Source organism: Halobacillus sp. HZG1 (assembly GCF_035818575.1).
GTDB classification, from domain to species: Bacteria; Bacillota; Bacilli; order Bacillales; family Halobacillaceae; genus Halobacillus; species Halobacillus litoralis.
Window position 1 is genome coordinate 1 of record NZ_JAYLVQ010000086.1, and the last position, 18,673, is coordinate 18,673.

At 42.7% G+C, this 18,673-nt stretch carries 21 protein-coding genes; all 21 read left to right on the plus strand.

Features of this window, described 5'->3' with window-relative positions; all coding sequences use genetic code 11:
* The first annotated feature begins 520 nt into the window (after positions 1-520).
* The 21 genes from VKA52_RS19100 (at position 521) to VKA52_RS19200 (ending at position 18,672) form a co-directional block, all read left to right on the plus strand.
* Entirely contained in the window at positions 521-1,114 is a 594-nt protein-coding gene (locus tag VKA52_RS19100) for a YphA family membrane protein (protein ID WP_442788866.1), read from the plus strand.
* The gene (locus VKA52_RS19105; RefSeq protein ID WP_326316879.1) at positions 1,111-1,995 is read left to right on the plus strand and encodes a YIEGIA family protein; all 885 of its coding nucleotides are present in this window, start codon (positions 1,111-1,113) and stop codon (positions 1,993-1,995) included. The genes VKA52_RS19100 and VKA52_RS19105 overlap by 4 nt, the downstream gene beginning before the upstream one ends.
* Positions 1,992-2,177 carry a capping complex subunit for YIEGIA gene (locus VKA52_RS19110; RefSeq protein WP_146816027.1) on the plus strand — a complete coding sequence of 62 codons (186 nt, stop codon included), beginning with the start codon at positions 1,992-1,994 and terminating at the stop codon, positions 2,175-2,177. The genes VKA52_RS19105 and VKA52_RS19110 overlap by 4 nt, the downstream gene beginning before the upstream one ends.
* 177 nt (positions 2,178-2,354) lie before the next feature.
* Positions 2,355-3,665: a ribosome biogenesis GTPase Der gene (gene der, locus VKA52_RS19115; RefSeq protein WP_160913582.1), complete on the plus strand. Its 1,311-nt coding sequence runs from the start codon at positions 2,355-2,357 to the stop codon at positions 3,663-3,665.
* Between the two features lie 25 nt (positions 3,666-3,690).
* The gene (locus VKA52_RS19120; RefSeq protein ID WP_160913581.1) at positions 3,691-4,731 is read left to right on the plus strand and encodes an NAD(P)H-dependent glycerol-3-phosphate dehydrogenase; all 1,041 of its coding nucleotides are present in this window, start codon (positions 3,691-3,693) and stop codon (positions 4,729-4,731) included.
* Positions 4,732-4,792: 61 nt separating this feature from the next.
* Positions 4,793-5,050 (plus strand): stage VI sporulation protein F, encoded by a 258-nt coding sequence (locus tag VKA52_RS19125; protein ID WP_089652586.1) that lies wholly within the window; start codon positions 4,793-4,795, stop codon positions 5,048-5,050.
* A gap of 493 nt (positions 5,051-5,543) precedes the next feature.
* Positions 5,544-5,741 carry a DUF2768 family protein gene (locus tag VKA52_RS19130; protein ID WP_160913580.1) on the plus strand — a complete coding sequence of 66 codons (198 nt, stop codon included), beginning with the start codon at positions 5,544-5,546 and terminating at the stop codon, positions 5,739-5,741.
* Between the two features lie 17 nt (positions 5,742-5,758).
* Positions 5,759-6,487, plus strand: coding sequence for a hypothetical protein (locus tag VKA52_RS19135; protein WP_326316880.1), 729 nt, complete (start codon positions 5,759-5,761; stop codon positions 6,485-6,487).
* Positions 6,488-6,731: 244 nt separating this feature from the next.
* Entirely contained in the window at positions 6,732-8,210 is a 1,479-nt protein-coding gene (gene spoIVA, locus VKA52_RS19140; RefSeq protein ID WP_160913576.1) for a stage IV sporulation protein A, read from the plus strand.
* 532 nt (positions 8,211-8,742) lie between these two features.
* Positions 8,743-9,015 carry an HU family DNA-binding protein gene (locus VKA52_RS19145; RefSeq protein WP_008638574.1) on the plus strand — a complete coding sequence of 91 codons (273 nt, stop codon included), beginning with the start codon at positions 8,743-8,745 and terminating at the stop codon, positions 9,013-9,015.
* A 183-nt stretch (positions 9,016-9,198) separates the two neighbouring features.
* On the plus strand, positions 9,199-9,423 hold the full coding sequence (gene mtrB, locus VKA52_RS19150; RefSeq protein WP_160913574.1) for a trp RNA-binding attenuation protein MtrB: 225 nt from the start codon (positions 9,199-9,201) through the stop codon (positions 9,421-9,423).
* A gap of 90 nt (positions 9,424-9,513) precedes the next feature.
* Positions 9,514-10,317 carry a heptaprenyl diphosphate synthase component 1 gene (locus VKA52_RS19155; protein ID WP_160913572.1) on the plus strand — a complete coding sequence of 268 codons (804 nt, stop codon included), beginning with the start codon at positions 9,514-9,516 and terminating at the stop codon, positions 10,315-10,317.
* 2 nt (positions 10,318-10,319) lie between these two features.
* On the plus strand, positions 10,320-11,027 hold the full coding sequence (gene menG / locus VKA52_RS19160; RefSeq protein WP_326316881.1) for a demethylmenaquinone methyltransferase: 708 nt from the start codon (positions 10,320-10,322) through the stop codon (positions 11,025-11,027).
* A 16-nt stretch (positions 11,028-11,043) separates the two neighbouring features.
* Entirely contained in the window at positions 11,044-12,015 is a 972-nt protein-coding gene (gene hepT / locus VKA52_RS19165) for a heptaprenyl diphosphate synthase component II (RefSeq protein ID WP_160913569.1), read from the plus strand.
* Between the two features lie 91 nt (positions 12,016-12,106).
* Entirely contained in the window at positions 12,107-12,553 is a 447-nt protein-coding gene (gene ndk, locus VKA52_RS19170) for a nucleoside-diphosphate kinase (protein ID WP_326316882.1), read from the plus strand.
* A gap of 383 nt (positions 12,554-12,936) precedes the next feature.
* Positions 12,937-13,716: a CheR family methyltransferase gene (locus VKA52_RS19175; RefSeq protein WP_326316883.1), complete on the plus strand. Its 780-nt coding sequence runs from the start codon at positions 12,937-12,939 to the stop codon at positions 13,714-13,716.
* A gap of 137 nt (positions 13,717-13,853) precedes the next feature.
* Positions 13,854-15,023, plus strand: a complete 1,170-nt coding sequence (aroC, locus tag VKA52_RS19180) for a chorismate synthase (protein ID WP_160913563.1) — start codon at positions 13,854-13,856, stop codon at positions 15,021-15,023.
* Complete coding sequence (aroB, locus tag VKA52_RS19185) at positions 15,023-16,102, plus strand: 3-dehydroquinate synthase (protein ID WP_326316884.1); 1,080 nt, start codon at positions 15,023-15,025, stop codon at positions 16,100-16,102. The genes aroC and aroB overlap by 1 nt, the downstream gene beginning before the upstream one ends.
* Positions 16,102-16,464: a chorismate mutase gene (aroH, locus tag VKA52_RS19190; protein WP_160913820.1), complete on the plus strand. Its 363-nt coding sequence runs from the start codon at positions 16,102-16,104 to the stop codon at positions 16,462-16,464. Before aroB ends, aroH begins: the two co-directional genes overlap by 1 nt.
* A gap of 13 nt (positions 16,465-16,477) precedes the next feature.
* Positions 16,478-17,575, plus strand: coding sequence for a histidinol-phosphate transaminase (gene hisC / locus VKA52_RS19195; protein WP_160913559.1), 1,098 nt, complete (start codon positions 16,478-16,480; stop codon positions 17,573-17,575).
* Positions 17,572-18,672 (plus strand): prephenate dehydrogenase, encoded by a 1,101-nt coding sequence (locus VKA52_RS19200; protein WP_326316885.1) that lies wholly within the window; start codon positions 17,572-17,574, stop codon positions 18,670-18,672. Before hisC ends, VKA52_RS19200 begins: the two co-directional genes overlap by 4 nt.
* Position 18,673: the final 1 nt, after the last annotated feature.

Consider the following 18,673-nt stretch of genomic DNA (forward strand, 5'->3'; position numbering starts at 1 on the left):
GGAGTCTCGCCATTCCCCTCCGCCCCTTTGCTATATAACTATCTCGAAACCACTTTCAGGAAAGGGAAGCTTTTACTCCTAAGGAAAGTGAAGCAACATGGATTCTCCTACAACATTTTGAATGATAAAGCCTGTTATAGAGCGCTTTATCACTATAGACTCAGGATCTGTGAAAGACACTCATACTGGGCAAAGGGGTTCGTTTATCACTTTTATCGTATGGGGTGGTTGGGAAGCTGCGAGACTCCCGTGGGAGAAAGGAGATAGGTGAGATCCCGCAGGACGTAAGTCCGAGGAAGCTCGGCACTCCCCCACAGGAAAGCGAGTAGCTTCCCAGCCACCCCTGACGCTCAACCCAGGCAACGAACCCTGGAAAGTCTCGAAACTGAGTCTTCCACAATCCTGCCATATTGTTTAATAGCTAGTAATCACAAAAGGTTATTCCTGATTCTTTATAGATAATGTTTAAAGCTTTCATGAACCACACATAATAAGTGGTGAAGCTTGGGAGGTGTGAGTCTTGGAGGCAACCTTTTATTGGTTTGCGTGGTCACTAACAATTATAGCTATTTTTTTCATTCATAAAAGGAAATTCAAACGCGATTTGTTACTGGTTTTGGGTGTCTTTATGTGTACATATGACATGCTTTCCTGGAGTCAAAAAGGGCAATTTTACTTTCATATTATTACCCTTGTTGTTCTCGGAACCTACCTATATATATCGATAAGAAGGTCATTGTTTGATTATTTCTGGCCGTTCATTCTTAGTATTGGTTACGCTGCTGTTTGGATGTTTCTTATTGTTCACCCAATATGGGTAAACTTTCCGGGTCTTTCACTGTTCACTCTTGTGATTGCGGGTCTTCTTCGAATTTTTATTAAGGATGTAGGTGGCCAGATCGGTCTATGGATGTTAACGAATGCCGGGGGTACCTTATTCTCTTTCCTTATCTTCGCCCTTTATCAAAATGAAGGGCTGATTGCCACTCACGTGATGCTTTCTTTTTGGATCAAAGGGGTATTTGTTCTGCTCCTTTTTCATGGCATGGAGCAATTGAAGAGATCGATACGTAAAAAAAGAAAATCCATATCAAAAGGAGCTGCTTTTGTGTGAATGAATACACGTATCCCATTATTTTAGGAATCCTTGTCGGTACAGCACTTCGAGTCTTTATGCTTCGTACGGATTACAGGCAATACCCTACTTATCTTCATGGGAAGATCATCCATTTATCTTTAGGGTTTATTGCAGCAGCACTGGGAACCATAGCCATTCCTTCTATTATGGAAAAAGAATTCACAGCCGTGACCTTTTTGACGTTAGCGGCTTCACAATTCCGGGAAGTGCGTAATATGGAGAGGAATACATTAACAGAAATGGACTCTTATGAACTTGTCCCTCGGGGCAATACGTATATTGAAGGAATAGCGGTGGCTTTCGAAAGCAGGAATTACCTTGTTATCTTCACTTCTTTTGTCGTAACTCTTTGTTACTTAGCCCTTAATGTTTGGGTGGCTTTAGGTTCTGCTATCGTATGTTTCCTTCTATCTGGAATGTTGATGAGCGGGTCCAAGCTCTCCGATATCGTAACGGTAGAAGAGAAGGCCATATCCTTCGACGGAGCCGGGTTGTATGTGGATAACATTTACATTATGAACATTGGTTTACCTGAGCGTCAGGAAGAGATTATGAAATATGGAATGGGCTTTGTATTGACCCCTAAAGAATTCAGTGTGCGTTCCACCATTGCTAACCTCGGTCAACGACAGGCTATTTTGCATGACGTTTCTGTAACCCTTGGAGTTTTCAGGGATTCAGGTACTCCCGCTCTCGTGCCATTGATCAAGAGAGACTTGAATGATGGAAGGATTGGTGTGTTCATTCTTCCTCAAGAGAAGGATTCTAAACGAGCGAAGGAGATTATTGAACACGTACCCGTCCTTGAAAATGCAATACAAATGCCTTCGAGAAAAGGTAGGAGGAATCATTCATGAAAATGGAGAAGGCCATTTTGGCAGCCGTGACTACGGAGGATGATCGGGTTCATGGCAGTGCAGCTGTATTTAAATGCGATACAAAGGAAGAGATGGAAGCTATAGCAGCGAACTTAGAAGCTATTTTAGATGGAATCGCTCATGCATTAAGTGATCAACTCTATATTATCGTCAAGCACTGAGAAAGAATTGTTTCTTTTTCTAAAGTTTGCTAAGATAATAAAGTTAATGGCTTCCTGCTGTTCTTCGGAAGATGGGCTATTAAACCATCGCCCGGGGAAGAGCAGTATTTTTTTGCTTTTCACTACTGAGGAAACATGGAATAATGAAAATAGAAATAAAGAAAGGATGATCCTTTCATGAGAAAATCAGTAATTGCTATTGTAGGACGACCGAATGTTGGGAAATCAACGATATTTAACCGACTGGTCGGAGAGAGAATTTCAATTGTAGAAGATACGCCCGGTGTCACAAGGGACCGGATTTATGCAGAAGCGGAATGGTTGACCACTCGTTTCAATGTCATTGATACAGGTGGAATTGAACTTGGGGACGAGCCGTTGCTCGTGCAAATGAGAGCACAGGCCCAAGTAGCGATCGATGAAGCGGATGTCATCGTTTTCATGGTGAACGGCCGTGATGGAATTACAGGGGCTGACGAAGAAGTAGCCAAGCTATTATTCAAATCGAATAAACCGGTGGTACTTGCAGTGAACAAGGTAGACAATCCTGAAATGAGGGAAAACATATATGAATTCTATTCCCTCGGTTTTGGTGAACCTTTCCCGATTTCGGGTACACATGGTCTGGGACTCGGCGATATGCTGGATGAAGTAGTGAGCCACTTCCCGGAAAAAATTCAGGAAGAGATCGATGATGATACCATTCGTTTCAGCTTGATCGGACGACCGAACGTAGGAAAATCGTCGCTCGTAAACAGTCTTCTTGGTCAGGAACGCGTAATTGTCAGTGATATCGCGGGTACGACAAGGGATGCCATTGATACTCCTTTCACAAAAGACGATCGAGATTATGTGATCATTGATACAGCCGGCATGAGAAAACGAGGCAAAGTTTATGAAACGACCGAAAAGTACAGCATCATGAGGGCTTTAAAAGCGATTGAACGCTCGGATGTTGTTTTGGCATTAATTGATGCAGATGATGGGATTCAAGAACAGGACAAAAAGATTGCGGGCTATGCCCATGAAGCCGGAAAAGCTGTCATTATTGTTGTCAACAAATGGGATACTGTGGAGACAGATGAAAAAACGATGAAAGAGTTTGAGGATAAGGTTCGGGATCAGTTCCGTTTCCTGGACTATGCTCCAGTCGTCTTTTTATCTGCCAAAACAAAAAAACGGATTCATACACTGATTCCAAAAGTGTTGGAAGCAAGCGAGAATCATGCGAAGCGTGTGCAGACGAATCTGCTTAACGAAGTTATCATGGACGCTCTTGCTATGAATCCATCTCCATCCATTAAAGGTCAAAAGCTGAAGATCTTTTATGCCACTCAAGTTTCTGTCAAACCGCCAAGCTTTGTGGTGTTTGTCAATGAACCAGAATTGATGCACTTCACTTATGAGCGATTTTTAGAAAACAGGATTCGTGAAGCCTTCGGTTTCGAAGGAACGCCAATTAAAATATTCGCTAGAAGACGTAGCTGATTCATTCACGAAGGGAGCAGGTAACATGGAGAAAGTAGCTGTACTTGGTGCGGGGAGCTGGGGAACAGCTCTTGCCCTCGTTCTTGCTGATAACGGGCATGAGGTTCATCTCTGGACACACAGGGAGAGCCTTGCTGAAGAAATCAACCAAACGCATAGAAATGAAAAATATTTAAAAGATGTGGATCTTCCTCATTCGATTACTGCAAGCCATGATCTAGGAGCAACTGTAAAAAATGCAAAACATGTCATTTTGGTTGTTCCTACAAAGGCTATGAGAGAAGTCTGCGGTCAATTGAAGCAAGTCCTAAACGAAAAAGTGATTATTACACACGCTTCAAAGGGGATAGAGCCTGGCTCTTACAAGCGTGTTTCTGAAGTGATTTCCGAAGAGATCCCTAAAGAAAAATATGAAGATATCGTCGTTCTATCCGGTCCAAGTCATGCGGAAGAAGTGAGTCTCAGGCAGCCGACGACCGTAACGGTTTCTTCAGAGGAACTAGAAGTCGCAGAAAAAGTGCAGGACCTCTTCATTAATCGACAGTTCCGTGTGTACACCTCTCCTGATCTGGTTGGTGTGGAACTTGGGGGCGCATTGAAAAATATTATCGCCCTTGGTGCTGGTATTTCTGATGGGCTAGGTTACGGAGATAATGCTAAAGCAGCACTGATTACTAGAGGGCTTGCTGAAATTGCTCGTCTTGGAACCTCGATGGGAGCAAACCCGCTCACCTTCTCCGGCTTGACAGGTATCGGCGACCTTATTGTAACTTGTACGAGCTCGCACAGCCGAAATTGGAGGGCTGGGAATAAACTTGGACAAGGGTACCCATTGGATGAGGTATTGGATCAAATGGGGATGGTCGTTGAAGGTGTCAGGACGACGAAAGCCGCTTTCCAACTTGCGCAGGAGCAAGGAGTGGAAATGCCGATCACTTCAGGAATCTACCGAATTTTATTTGAATCGGCTGATCCGAGAGATGTCGTCGACGAATTGATGACAAGGATTCGACGTCATGAAATGGAGGACTTGACAAATATTCTTGATGAAAAGATGAATGACTGACACATATCGACTCTCGTGCATATACTACACAGAACCTAACGCACGAGGAGGTCAATTGTTCATGAACGATTTTCAGAAGAATATTTTTGATCATCTGAAGAAAAAGGCAAACATCGACCCAGAAGATGTCTTCAAAGTGGCGAATTCTGTACAAAATGCTGATTTCAGTGATGAAAAGACGGTCAGACGTCTTGTTCGCCAGCTCGCAAAGGTTGCTAATAAGAACGTGTCTAAATCAAAGGAAGATAAAATCGTTGAAGCAATCACCAAACAAAACATGCCTCTGGATATGAATACCTTGGGCAAGTTTTTAAAATGATTACGAACCAATAGGCGCCTGAGGAGGCGGTCCTTCATTCGTATGCATAAGATATTACGCAGCAATCATTACACATGAGCTGGTCAGGGAATTGTTTAGTCAACCGGAGCAAACCATTTGCTCCGGATTTTTTTATGCGTTTTTCATTTGAAAAACGCAGTAAACCGAAGTCATTATTTTCATATAAGCCCACTTATCTTGAAGAATCAGTTTCGAGATGTTTGTAGGCCTCATACCCCATAAGAGTCTCACTATTACCATCAGCCCTTAGACGACACATAAGTGGCTCGGGACCCCTTCTGAAATACAAGGGGGCGGAGGGGAACCATATTCTTTAATAACCATTCATCAACAAATATAGGCGAGAGACATTCTAAGAAAAAGTTGTAAGAAAGGCTATACAAGACTGATAGACTCTGTTTTCTCATCTGTCCGTTTATGGATACATGTGGTATAATACCATCAGCAAAGTGTGCTTGAAGGAGGAAGAACTGTGTCTGAATCAATGCTCAAAATGTACATATCCTTCGCAGGGATTATTTCATTGTTCCTGGCTGTTGGTTTGATTTACTTAAGCAGGTATAAATTAAAAGGCTTTCTATCAGTGATGATTGCGGTATTTGCCTATTTGTTTATGATTTTCGGGGGAATCATCATATTTTATATCGTCCTGAGCGGACCTACAGCCTAACAGGAGGGAGACACCACATGAAACGCTTTTTATTCATATTATTGCCCTTGACGGCATTCTTGCTTTCCGGATGTCTATATCCGCAGAACAAGTTGGCGAAGAACCAGGTTCCGAATGACCAGCAGCTTGAGATGGTTCAAAATGCTGTAGATACCTATCAAGAGAAGAAAAACGGTCTTCTGCCTATCAAAACGAAAGATCAGGATACGCCAATCTTCCAGAAGTATCCGATTGAATTCAGTAAGTTGAAAGAAATGAATCTTCTCTCTGAATTACCGGGTACCTCGTTTGAAAACGGCGGCCATTATCAGTATGTCATCATCCATCCTGAAACAGATCCGACTGTGAAAGTGCTGGACCTTAGAACGACAGAGGAGGTGCGGTCTTTGCAGGTTAAAGTGAAGTTCTACCGGGATAATAATAAATTTCCACCTTTTGGTGATTTCGTAGCTCCTGGGGTGTATGAACTTAATCATGAGAAAATCGGAATGGACGAACCTCCGATGGTCAACAGTCCCTATTCTGATCAAAAACTTCCCGTTTATCTGGATGAACAGGGAAGAGTGTATATTGATTATCGAAAAGACTTGTACACCTACTTAAGAAATGAAGATCACAGTTACGAGCATGGAGAAGATATCCGTTACTTACTGACGGATCATACCCCATTCGTCCCTGCCTATTCCACCACATACACAATAGAAGATGGGGAGCCGGTTTTTTCCAAAGCTCAGCCATCGACATGATTGTTAACCGTTCCTGCATAGAGGGACGGTTTTTTTCATAGATTTTTAGTGAGCATAAACTAAACTTGATTATCCTTTACCTATCCAGTGTTTCTCTTCTCCTGTTTATGCGAATCATCTATGAATGTTTGTCCACTAGAAGTATCTGTACTTATAATTTCTTGCATATTTCACTAGGACAACGTCATAGAATTAGATTGTCTAGGCTTGTATGAAGGTGAAATTTTATTTGGGAGGGGATCCTTTGGAAAAGGTTGATATCTTCAGTGATATTTCCAAACGGACAAATGGAGATATTTATTTAGGAGTCGTTGGGGCTGTTCGTACTGGAAAATCCACATTCATAAAAAAATTCATGGAGCTCGTAGTATTACCAAATATGGAGGAAGAGTCAGAGCGTGAGCGCGCGTTGGATGAGCTGCCACAGAGTGCAGCCGGAAAGACAATTATGACGACAGAACCTAAGTTTGTCCCTAATCAGGCGGCAAACATCAATATTGATGATCACCTCGACATCCGCGTCCGCATGGTTGACTGCGTCGGCTATGCCGTGAAGGGTGCAGTCGGATATGAAGATGAGCACGGTCCAAGAATGATTCATACTCCCTGGTATGAAGAGGCGATTCCTTTTCATGAAGCCGCAGAAATCGGTACTCAAAAAGTAATCCAGGAGCATTCGACCATTGGAATCGTTGTGACAACAGACGGTACCATTGGAGAAATCGCCCGTTCTGATTATGTAGAAGCGGAAGAGAAAATCGTAGAAGAATTGAGGGAAGTCGGAAAGCCTTTCATCATGATTGTGAACTCCGCTCAGCCTCATCATCCGAATACGGAGAAATTGAGGGCGAATCTGTCTGATAAATATGATATCCCCGTCCTTGCGCTTTCTGTAGAAAGCATGCGGGAAAACGACGTTCAAAATGTCCTTCGGGAAGCATTATTTGAATTCCCTGTACTTGAGGTGAATGTGAACTTACCTAGCTGGGTGATGGTGCTTGATTCTCGTCACTGGTTGAGAAACAACCTTCAAGCAGCGATTGAAGATACTGTCAAGGATATTAAACGATTACGGGATGTGGATACGGTCGTAGGAAACTTCGATCAATACGAGTACATTACGGGTGCTCATATCTCGGGTATGGACCTTGGGGAAGGGATTGCTGAAATCGATCTTCAAGCGCCGGAGCATTTGTACGATCATGTCTTGAAAGAAATTGTCGGAGAAGAAATCCGAGGAAAAGATCATTTACTTGAGATCATGCAGGATTTCTCACATGCGAAGAGAGAGTATGACCAGGTGGCTGATGCCTTACAGATGGTCAAACAGACCGGATATGGCATCGCTGCACCGACGTTAGAAGATATGACACTTGATGAACCTGAAATCATCAGGCAGGGCTCAAGATTCGGGGTGCGTTTGAAAGCTGTCGCTCCTTCAATCCATATGGTCAAAGTGGATGTCCAATCCGAATTTTCACCAATTATAGGTACAGAGAAACAGAGCGAAGAACTTGTGCGGTACCTGATGCAGGACTTTGAGGAAGATCCACTATCCATCTGGAATTCCGATATCTTCGGAAGATCCTTAAGTTCAATCGTACGTGAAGGCATACAGGCTAAACTGGCGCTCATGCCGGAAAATGCAAGATACAAATTACAAGAAACGCTCGAACGTATCATCAATGAAGGATCTGGTGGTATGATCGCAATTATTTTATAACGGCTCCGTGTGAGCCGTTTTTAATTTTTTCTTTTTTACGTATTTAAAAAACATCGAAACATAGAGCATCTGGAAGTCTTTTTGAACTCCAGAAGTGAGGCAGACCTGTATGGAATACCTGGGTTTTGCTTTCACAAGAGAAGACTATAGGAACTTCTTTTTTCTTCAAAAAAACACGACAAATGCTTTCTTTTCAGTGTTTTTTTGAAAAAAATTATGAAGTTAAAAGGATTTTTTGAGGTAGATGTCGTAATTACCTATGTGAAGATCAATAAAGTTGTCTAAACCCCGGCATATCAAGGTTTTAGCGGGTTTGCCACTTGAAGAAGATTATGGCAGGCGGGACCGTAAATGAAGCAAGATTCAGCTCTGAAGTCGCATTGTTACGCGTTTTTAACATGATTGTCTATTGAATTTCGCTACAAACTCGTTTATTATAAGGCTTGTCATCAAAAGATGGCACCTAAATAAACATTTGAAGTGGATGAAACCACTTGAATGAGTTAAACCTTCTTGGGAGGAGGTGAATGGCATGAATAAAACAGATCTAATCAACGCTGTATCTGAAAAAGCTGATCTTTCTAAGAAAGATGCTACACAAGCTGTAGATTCTGTATTCGAATCTATCATGGATTCACTTAAAGACGGTGATAAAGTCCAATTAATTGGATTCGGTAACTTCGAAGTACGTGAGCGCGCGGCACGTAAAGGCCGTAACCCGCAAACTGGAGAAGAAATCGAAATCTCCGCGAGTAAAGTACCAGCTTTCAAACCTGGTAAAGCCCTTAAAGATGCGGTTAAATAATAGCTACATAGGGCTTCGAAAAAGGGTGCATGTGCACCCTTTTTCTTTTTATTTTTATTAAAAACCTGTATTGAGGCCATAATGATGGAGAGGCCGTTCTTATGCAGGGGTGAACAAGGTGGATGTTTTGACAACAGTCCCCTTTTTAAGAGATAGTAATGATACTAGAAGGAGGCGGTCCTTATGACTACATCTAACAACGATTTCTTTGTGATAAAAGCCCTTGAAGATGGTGTGAATGTCATCGGTTTGACCCGCGGTACGGATACACGTTTCCATCACTCTGAAAAGCTTGATCGTGGGGAAGTCATGATTGCTCAGTTTACAGAGCATACTTCTGCCGTGAAAGTGCGTGGGAAAGCGGTCATTCAAACGAGCCACGGAGAAATGACGAACGAGGCAGAGTGACCTTCGCTCTGCGAACGTATACATAGTAAACAGTAAAAGGTCAAATATGCTATAATAGGAATGGTTTAATAGTGTTCAGGAAGGGACAAGGTGATCAAGTTGAATTCTTCAGATAACGACATCAAACAACTCAAACGAAAAATTGCATCGAAAGTTCGCCACCCTTATTTGGTACGTTTTATCCCTGAGCCGACGATCGATGAAGACAAACTTGTCATTTTGTCTTCAATCATGGATCACACGAATTTGTCTGAGGTGAAAAAAGAACAATACATCATTACAACGATGCTTGTACAGATTGCTCTTGATACACACGATCTCGTTACTTTATCAGATGAAGAAGATGATCGTGACATCATTCGCAGTCGTCAATTGACGGTCCTTGCCGGCGATTATTATAGCGGCCTGTATTATTATCTGCTTTCTCAACTTGACGACATTCCTATGATTCATACGCTTGCTGGGGCGATTAAGGAAATCAATGAATTGAAGATGGAACTTTATTATAAAGATGTGGAGTCATTCCAAGAATTTTTAGAAGGTTTGAAAAAAATTGAGTCTCTGCTTATTCAAAGGGTTGCTTCGTATGTCCAAAAAACAGCCATTAATGATATGGCTGGCGAATGGCTTTTAGCTAAAAAGTTGATGGAAGCAAAGCGCAGCTATCAGGAAGGGAATTTCTCCCCTCTTATTGATGCCCTCATCAAACGCCCGGCTTTACTTGGGAATAGTGGCCAAGTAGTGGTGAACATTGAACAAATGCTGCAAAATCACATGCACCGGCTGGAAACGACGATCACCCAGCTACCCGTCCATTTCAACTGGCTGAAATCTTACATGCACGCGGCTATTCATCATCAATTCAACCATAGAAAGATAGCGGAAGAAGGGTGAATATGGAACCACAATCAAAAGAAGAAAGAGTACATCATGTATTCGAAAAAATTTATGAACGTTATGATAGTATGAATTCAATTATCTCCTTTCAACAACACCGATTATGGCGGAGAGATGTCATGAAACGTATGAATGTGAAAAAGGGAGACCATGCGCTTGATGTCTGCTGCGGGACAGGGGATTGGACGATGGCACTGGCCAATGAAGTCGGTACACAGGGGAAAGTGATCGGCCTTGACTTCAGTGAGAACATGTTGTCCGTAGGCATTAAGAAAAAGCTTGCCGGCAGGGTAAGCCAAGTGGAATTTCAGCATGGTAATGCCATGAGCCTGCCTTATGAAGATCACCAGTTCGATTTTGTAACGATCGGCTTTGGTTTAAGGAATGTTCCTGATTATCAACAAGTTCTAAAAGAGTTGCATCGTGTCGTGAAACCTGGAGGCAAAGTCGTCTGTTTAGAAACTTCACAACCGACCAACCCCGTCTTCAAAAAACTCTATTATTTTTATTTCGGAAAAATCATGCCTGTGTTCGGTAAGCTTTTTGCCAAAAGTTATCAGGAGTACAGCTGGCTTCACGAATCAGCGAAAGACTTTCCAGGGAAAAAGGAACTGAAGGAGATGTTTGAAGAAGTCGGGTTCAAAAATGTAACTGTAAAATCCTATACGGGCGGCGTTGCAGCCATGCATATGGGGGAAAAGCAATAACTAAGGATGAAATGCCATGAAACTAGCAATGATTTACTCTTTTCTTAAAAATGACCTTGCGGTAATCGAAGAGGCTGTAAATGATACAATACAATCCGACAATCCAGTACTTAGAGAAGCTTCCAGCCAATTGTTACAAGCAGGTGGAAAACGGATCCGTCCTGTCTTTGTATTGCTTGGTGGTAAATTCGGTGACTATGATATCGAGCGCATGAAGGCTGTCGCTGTTTCTTTAGAGCTCATACATACCGCTTCCCTCGTTCATGATGATGTCATTGATGAAGCTGAACTGAGACGTGGGGAGCCCACAATTAAATCTCGCTGGGATAACAGGATTGCTATGTACACGGGAGACTATATTTTTGCCAGGTCGCTTGAGAATCTATCAGTACTTGAAAATCCCCGGGCTCATCAGATCCTTGCCGGGACAATGGTTGAATTATGTCTAGGGGAAATTGAACAAATCAGAGATAAATACAATATTGAACAACATCTTCGTACATATTTACGGAGAGTTAAAAGGAAAACCGCATTGCTTATCGCAGCTAGCTGCAGGCTTGGTGCTATAGCAGCAAATGCAGAGCCAGCTCATGAGCGTGCTCTTTATCAGTATGGATACTATGTTGGGATGTCCTACCAAATCATTGATGATGTTCTGGATTTTACGGCATCTGAGAAAGAATTAGGTAAACCTGCAGGCAGTGATCTTCTTCAAGGGAATATTACTCTACCTGTTCTTTTTTCTATGGAAGATCATGAGTTCAAAAAGGAACTGGAACATGTTTTTCAGCAGAAGGAAGATCTGACAGCGGCTCAACTTCAATCCTTGATAGAGAAAGTTCAGTCCAATGGTTCGATTGAACGGTCACTGGAACTGAGTGATCGTTATTTGAAAAAAGCTTATCAAGCCCTGAACAAATTACCAGCAAATCGTGCAAAACAGACACTCAAAGGAATTGCAAAGTATATTGGTAAAAGAAGGGCATAAATCTATTGCCTTTCTTGCCTTTGTTTGATAGACTTTTTTATGGCACTTATTAAAAGCGCTTTCACACTATACATAAGATGAGGTGTTTGTCATGGAAAAGACTTTTTTGATGGTTAAACCAGATGGTGTACAACGCAATTTGATTGGTGATATTACAGCAAGATTTGAACGCAAAGGGTTTAAACTGGCAGGGGCGAAGTTGATGGCAATCCCTACAGAACTTGCAGAAGAACATTATGGTGAACATAAGGAAAGACCATTCTTCGGTGAGCTCGTAGACTTCATCACCTCAGGTCCTGTCTTTGCAATGGTTTGGGAAGGCGAAGATGTAATTGCAACTGCACGTACAATGATGGGAGCTACAAAGCCCGTTGAAGCTGCTCCGGGAACCATCCGTGGTGATCTTGGAGTAACAGTAGGGAAAAACGTCATCCATGGCTCTGATTCAAAAGAAAGTGCTGAAAGAGAAATCGGTTTGTTTTTTGATGAAAAAGAACTTGTCGATTACGAGAAAGATTCACTCAACTGGATCTACTAATGAGAAAGCCACCTTCCAAAGGTGGCTTTTTTATTTCATAAACATATGAAAGGCTGTTCCACGATTTGACAGGGTTGTGGAAGAGCCAGTTGCCCGATGTTCCCGAGATCCGTTGCGGGGATTGAGCGTCAGGGGAGGCTAGGAAGCTACTCGTCTAGTTCCATCATCCAGCTACTTGCGTCATAAGCAGAACAGCAAAGGAATGAACAGCACCAAGTAGGAAGGTGTCCCGTTATCCTGATTGTTGTCAGCATAAATTGCTCTCTATGAAGTTTTAAGTATACAAGAATCGGGAGCTATTTGTCGGGTCGTCGTGATTGTTCGTTTACAACCAGATGATGCTGGAGTACGCTTATATGGAATAAGCAGAGGGAGTTTTGGCAATGAGTGAGGATTACATACAATTCATAGAGAGAGTTCATACAAAAACAGGAATCGATTTATCGCAGTACAAGGAAGCACAAATGAAGCGAAGGCTGACTTCCTTAAGGGAGAAGCGCGGGCACGATAATTTCAAAAGCTATTTCAATGCTCTGGAAGACAATTCACTGTTGTTGAATGAATTTTTAGATCGTATGACGATCAATGTATCTGAATTTTACCGGAATAGAAAGAGGTTTGAAGTGCTCGAAGAAAAAGTCATTCCCTATTTGCTTCAAAAAAAGAAGAAGTTACGGATATGGAGTGCCGCATGCTCTACGGGTGAAGAACCATACACGTTGGCTATGGTATTGAATCGACACATCCCTCTTCAACAAGTGGAGATCCTTGCAACAGATCTCGATGGTCATGCTTTAGGGAAGGCTCAAGCAGGCCTGTATCATGAGAGGTCATTGAAGGAAGTACCGCCAGAGATTCTTAAAAAATACTTTAGAAAAGAAGGAAGCACCTACCGTGTGATTGATGAGGTCAGAAAGAGTGTCACCTTCAAGAAGCACAATCTTTTAGCCGATCGTTATCAGAAAGATTTTGATCTTATTGTCTGTCGCAATGTAATGATTTATTTTACTGAAGAAGCGAAGAAGACCATCTACAAAAATTTCAGTCATTCACTCATAGATGGAGGGATCTTCTTCGTCGGTAGCACAGAGCAGATTTTCTCTCCGCAAACCCATGGATTTGAAGTATATGACACGTTTTTTTATAGAAAATGGCAAAAATAAGTGAACGGAAGCGCTTTCTATTCTTATTTTATAAAAATTCCGATATTTTGACGACACAAATTTACATCCATATGATATAGTAGTATCTAAAATTTAGAACACCCCTACTAGGGGATGAATACATAGGAGGTACGTTTATGCGCTACTTGACCGCTGGTGAATCACATGGAAAGCAATTAACTACAATTATTGAAGGAATTCCTTCTCATCTTCCTTTATTGAGAGAGCAAATAAATGAATCATTGATCAGACGCCAAGGCGGATACGGGCGTGGGAAACGTATGCAAATCGAAAAAGACTTAGTAGAAATTACGAGTGGGGTTCGTCATGGATATACTCTTGGCTCTCCAATCACTCTCGTTGTAAATAATGATGATTTTAAACACTGGACGGATATTATGGGTGAAGATCCTCTGCCAGAGGACACACAAAAGATTCGTCGTACCGTAACAAAACCCCGCCCAGGTCATGCAGATTTGAATGGTGGTATGAAATACGGTCATAGAGACATGAGGAATGTCCTCGAACGTTCATCAGCAAGGGAAACAGCTGCACGCGTCGGGGCAGGAGCCGTAGCCAAGGTTCTTTTGAAAGAACTAGGGATTGAAGTGACAGGCTATGTGCGTGAGATTGCAGGCATTGTGTCAGATGTTGATGAAAACCTGACCCTGCAGCAGCGTAGAGAAATTTCCGAGGCCTCTCCTGTTCGTACTTTTGATGAAAAGGCAGCAGAGAAGATGATGCAAGCGATTGATGAAGCGAAGAAAGAAGGAGACTCCATCGGCGGGGTGACTGAGGTCTACGTAGAAGGAATGCCTCCTGGTCTTGGTTCTTATGTTCAATATGATCGAAAGCTGGATGCAAAAATCGCTGGATCAGTGATGAGTATTAATGCCTACAAAGGGGTCGAATTCGGTATTGGTTTTGAAGCTGCTCGCAGAAACGGGAGCGAGGTCCATGATGAGATCTTATGGAGCGAGGAACGAGGATATTACCGTCGAACCAACCGTCTAGGTGGATTTGAAGGTGGAATGACGACCGGCATGCCGATTGTCGTTAAAGGGGTTATGAAGCCCATCCCCACCTTGTACAAACCGTTACAAAGTGTGGACATAGAGACCAAAGAACCGTTTAACGCAAGCATCGAGCGCTCTGATTCCTGCGCTGTCCCGGCAGCTTCTGTTGTGATGGAGCATATTGTTGCTTTTGAGCTCGCTAAAGCCATTACTGATGAGTTTCCAGCTGACTACTTCCCTCGTCTCAAGCGTGCGGTCGATGATTACCGTAAGGAAGTACGTGAATTTTAATGGCATCGGTTACGGTCCGATCAAGTAGCCATGACTACGATGTTTTGATTGGTAAAGGTTTGAGGCATCAGTTGGCTTCTTTCCTTTCATCTGAATACACGTCTATATTAGTTATTACAGACAGTACGGTTAAGGAACTTTACTTACAAGAGGTGAAAGAAAGTTTATCAGAAGCTGCTCCTGTATTTACCGCCGTCGTTCCTGCCGGAGAGTCTTCGAAAAGTATGACCAGGTACGAAGAGCTTCTGGACCGTTGTGTGGATGTGAACTTGGACCGGAAATCTCTCATTGTCGCCCTTGGCGGGGGCATGATTGGTGATTTGGCTGGGTTTGTAGCGTCGACTTATTTACGCGGGGTTGATTACATCCAGATGCCTACTACGATTTTAGCCCATGACAGCAGTGTAGGCGGGAAAGTTGCCATCAATCATCCCAAAGGAAAAAACCTGATTGGTTCTTTTTATCATCCAGTGAAGGTAATCTATGATATTGAAACGATAGATACCCTGCCGGAAAGTGAAATTCGTTCTGGGTATGGGGAAGTGATCAAACATGCTTTTCTCAGTGACGAAGACTGGGCGCATCGACTGTTAAAAGGAAAGCTTTCTGAACTAACAGGAGAACAGTTAGAGAGCGATCTAAGGAAAGGGATCCAAGTGAAGGCTTCGATCGTAGAAGAGGACGAAAGAGAAGCTGGAATCCGTAAATACTTGAATTTAGGTCACACCCTTGCCCATGCGATTGAAGCGGAGCTTGGCTATGGTGAAATCACTCATGGGGAGGCTGTTGCCGTAGGGCTTCTATTTATGATGAGGTTGAGTAACGAACTTAAAGGGGCGCAGCTCCCGGTTGAAGCCTACAAGGAGTGGCTGGATAAAAATAATTATCCAGTATCCATATTAACTAAGATTCGTCCCGATCGAATGCTGGAGAAAATGAAGTTGGATAAGAAAACCCTTCGGCAGAAAATCAATTTTGTCCTACTCCATGAACTGAGTGACCCTTATGTTGTGGAAGTCGAAGAGGAACAACTACTAGAACAAATGTCTCTTTTAATAAATGAGGTGAGTGGAGAATGATGGTTCGAGGTGTAAGAGGAGCGACAACGGTTGAAAAAAATGAACATGATGAAATTGTAGAACAATCCTATCAATTGCTTCGAGATGTCATAGCTTCCAATCATATTGAAGCAACAGATGTTGTTTCCGTCTATTTTACAGTGACAGAGGATCTGAATGATGCCTTCCCTGCAAAGTCCCTGAGAAAAATAGATGGATGGACGTATGTCCCGGTCATGTGCATGCGGGAAATTCCGGTCCCTGGTAGTCTTGAGAAGTGTATCCGGGTCATGGTGACCGTACAAACCGAAATTGCACAAAAAGACATTCAGCATATCTATCATAATCATGCAAAACAACTGAGACCAGATTTAAAGAGTTGAGAGGAGTATCCCAATGAAAGCCAAAGACATTCTAAAAAATATGAAGCCATATAAGCCGGGAAAAGGGATCGAGGAAGTAAAGAAAGAATTCGGTTTGGATCGAATCGTTAAGCTTGCTTCCAATGAAAATCCATTTGGTTTTTCTCCTGTGGTCGAGAAGGAACTGCCGAAACTGATTTCCAATTTAGAAATCTATCCTGATGGATATGGTGCAGAAATCAGAAAGAAAGTCGCCCGTTTCATCGGTGTGGAAGAGAATCAATTGATTTTCGGTAATGGTTCTGATGAAGTGGTGCAGATCATTTGCCGCACGTTTCTTGAGCCGGGTGCCAATACGGTCATGGCAACACCAACGTTTCCGCAGTATCGCCACAATGCTTTAATTGAAGGTGCGGAAGTCAGAGAAGTCCCACTCATCGATGGTCACCATGATTTAGAAGGCATGCTTGAAAAAATTGATGAGCAAACCCGTGTCTTATGGATATGTACACCAAACAATCCGACAGGCGTCCATATCGACCAAACGACACTGCAGTCGGTCCTGGAACGTACGCCTGATCACGTCCTTGTTGTCATTGATGAAGCTTATTATGAATATTTGGAAGCGGATGATGCCTTTGACTCGATAGAAGCGCTGAATCACTATCCAAACCTGATGGTACTCCGTACTTTCTCTAAAGCTTACGGCTTAGCTGGTTTACGAATCGGCTATGGAGTCGGTCATCCAGAAGTCATTCAGATTCTTGAACCGTCCCGCGAGCCATTCAACACATCTACGGTGGCACAAGCTGCCGCTCTTATGGCCTTAGATGATCAGAAGTTTATTGAAGAGACGGTTCAAGAAAACTGGAAAAACAAGAAATCATTGATGCAATTCTGTGAAAATCATGGATTGAATTACTTTGATACCCAGGCTAATTTCCTTTTGATCCATCTGCCTTGCAGTGGTGATGAAATGTTTGAATACTTGTTGACGAAAGGGTTTATCGTACGTTCCGGCGAAGCGCTGGGGCTGCCGAATACCATACGGTTGACCATTGGGAAAAAAGAGGACATGCAGGAGATTCAGGAAGCTATGAAGGAAAAGCTTGCTGCTGTTCGTGAACAATGAAGCAGACCATACTCATCGTTGGTTTAGGACTTATCGGTGGTTCCATAGCTATGAATGTCGCTAAAAAAGAGGATGTCTTCATCATTGGTATGGATGGGGATGAAGAAACTCTTAACATGGCGTTAAAGCAAGGGGTGATCGATCAGGCCTCTTTCAATTTTGAAGAATCTGCTCTTGAAGCGGATGTCTGCATTTTAGCTACACCTATTTCGATTACCATCGATTATATCCATAAACTCGGATCCATGGATTTAAAAAAGCCTTTGTTGGTAACAGACGTGTCTTCTGTGAAAAACCAAGTGCTTGAAGCGGCGAACCGTTTATCCCATCCCTTGCTTTCTTTCGTAGGCGGGCACCCGATGGCTGGTTCACACAAACATGGCTACACAGCTGCAAAACCCCACCTGTTTGAGAATGCGATTTATGTGTTGACACCTTCTGTTCATGCCGATGAGAAGGAAGCGGATGTAATTAAGGACCTTCTATCAAAAACGAAGGCCCGTTTTGTAACATTTACTACGCAGGAACATGATGAGATGACGGCGGTCATCTCTCATTTTCCGCACTTGATCGCTTCATCTCTCGTTCATCAGGCGAAAGAATGGGAAGGAACACATCCCTATATTAAGCAGATGGCTGCAGGAGGGTTCAAAGACATTACTAGAATCGCCTCCAGTAATCCGAAGTTGTGGCAGGATATTTTCTTTCAAAATAAAAAGCTCCTTATTTCCATGCTCGATGATTGGATCGGAGAGATGGAGAGGATAAAAGACTACCTTTCCCAGGGAGAAAAAGAGAAAACATACAAGTATCTATCTGATGCTAAATTGTACAGAGACGGCCTGCCTACAAAAGACAAAGGGGCCATCCCTTCTTTCTATGACATCTACGTCGACATCCACGACCAACCAGGTGCGATTCGCGATGTGATTGGGATCCTGGCTGAAGAGGCCATCAGCATTAAGAATATCCAAATCCTTGAAATTCGAGAAGGGATCACCGGGGTGCTTAGAATCAGCTTTGCTACAAGTGAAGAACAATGGAAGAGTAAAGAAATATTAGATCATTACCAATATGAAGTGATGATCCAGCATTAGA